The sequence below is a fragment of the Odoribacter sp. N54.MGS-14 genome (genome assembly GCF_000980295.1).
Taxonomy (GTDB): domain Bacteria; phylum Bacteroidota; class Bacteroidia; order Bacteroidales; family Marinifilaceae; genus Odoribacter; species Odoribacter splanchnicus.
Map to the genome: position 1 here is coordinate 1 of NZ_LARL01000138.1, position 2,020 is coordinate 2,020.

Genomic DNA, 2,020 nt, shown 5'->3' on the forward strand with positions numbered 1-2,020 from the left:
AAGGAGGTGTTCCAGCCGCACCTTCCGGTACGGCTACCTTGTTACGACTTAGCCCCAGTCACCAGTTTTACCCTAGGCCGATCCTTGCGGTTACGGACTTCAGGTACCCCCGGCTCCCATGGCTTGACGGGCGGTGTGTACAAGGCCCGGGAACGTATTCACCGCGCCATGGCTGATGCGCGATTACTAGCGAATCCAGCTTCACGGAGTCGAGTTGCAGACTCCGATCCGAACTGAGACATGGTTTGGAGATTAGCATCCTGTCACCAGGTAGCTGCCCTTTGTCCATGCCATTGTAACACGTGTGTCGCCCCGGATGTAAGGGCCGTGCTGATTTGACGTCATCCCCACCTTCCTCACAGCTTACGCTGGCAGTCTCACCAGAGTCCTCAGCTTCACCTGTTAGTAACTAGTGATAAGGGTTGCGCTCGTTATGGCACTTAAGCCGACACCTCACGGCACGAGCTGACGACAACCATGCAGCACCTCGTAATCTGCTATTGCTAGAAAGAGTGTTTCCACTCCGGTCAGACTACGTTCAAACCCGGGTAAGGTTCCTCGCGTATCATCGAATTAAACCACATGTTCCTCCGCTTGTGCGGGCCCCCGTCAATTCCTTTGAGTTTCACCGTTGCCGGCGTACTCCCCAGGTGGATTACTTAACGCTTTCGCTGTAGAGCTTACATTGTATCGCAAACTCCTAGTAATCATCGTTTACTGCGTGGACTACCAGGGTATCTAATCCTGTTTGATCCCCACGCTTTCGTGCTTCAGTGTCAGTTATGGTTTAGTAAGCTGCCTTCGCAATCGGAGTTCTGCGTGATATCTATGCATTTCACCGCTACACCACGCATTCCGCCTACCTCAAACACACTCAAGTAACCCAGTTTCAACGGCAATTTTATGGTTGAGCCACAAACTTTCACCGCTGACTTAAATCACCACCTACGCACCCTTTAAACCCAATAAATCCGGATAACGCTCGCATCCTCCGTATTACCGCGGCTGCTGGCACGGAGTTAGCCGATGCTTATTCATAGGGTACATACAAAAAAGGACACGTCCTCCACTTTATTCCCCTATAAAAGAAGTTTACAAACCATAGATCCTTCTTCCTTCACGCGACTTGGCTGGTTCAGCCTCTCGGCCATTGACCAATATTCCTCACTGCTGCCTCCCGTAGGAGTTTGGTCCGTGTCTCAGTACCAATGTGGGGGACCTTCCTCTCAGAACCCCTATCCATCGTCGGTTTGGTGGGCCGTTACCCCGCCAACTGCCTAATGGAACGCATGCCTATCTATCAGCGATGAATCTTTAACAAATATTCCCATGCGGGACCCCTGTTTTATGGGGTATTAATCCGACTTTCGCCGGGCTATCCCCCTCTGATAGGTAAGTTGCATACGCGTTACTCACCCGTGCGCCGGTCGCCATCAATCTGTATTGCTACAAATCATGCTGCCCCTCGACTTGCATGTGTTAAGCCTGTCGCTAGCGTTCATCCTGAGCCAGGATCAAACTCTTCGTTGTTGATTTTGTTTATACCTTTTGCTCAGAATCTCTATCTGTTTATTGTAGTCTTGACGGTATGTCAGTATTCCTACTACGTCTCTTGTACTACTTGTTGATATGTAATGCTTTCAAAGAACTTGCGCTATCGTTTCGATTGCGGCTGCAAAGGTAAGAACTTTTTTCTAACTAACAAACTTTTCAAGGAAAATTTTGAAAGTTTTTTTCAAAGCCCCCGGATGGTCGGATATTCGCTTAGCCTAGCTAACCTCATCCTCGCTATCACTGAAACTACCTCATCATCATGTTAACTGCCGACCTTCTCGCTCGAATGCGGGTGCAAAAGTAATTCTTCTAATACAAACTTCCAAATGATTTGAAAACTTTTTTATACGTTCCGCTCTGGATACAAATACTCTATTTAGGGATATTCAGTAAATGTTCCCACAAAATACATGGCATATGAAGATGATAGAGTATAATCACTTCATATGCCATTATTATTGTCATT

1 rRNA gene is annotated in these 2,020 nt (G+C 47.9%); it reads right to left on the reverse strand.

Going from position 1 to position 2,020, the window contains the following annotated elements:
* Positions 1 to 1,530 (reverse strand): 16S ribosomal RNA (locus WS42_RS14550).
* Positions 1,531 to 2,020: the final 490 nt, after the last annotated feature.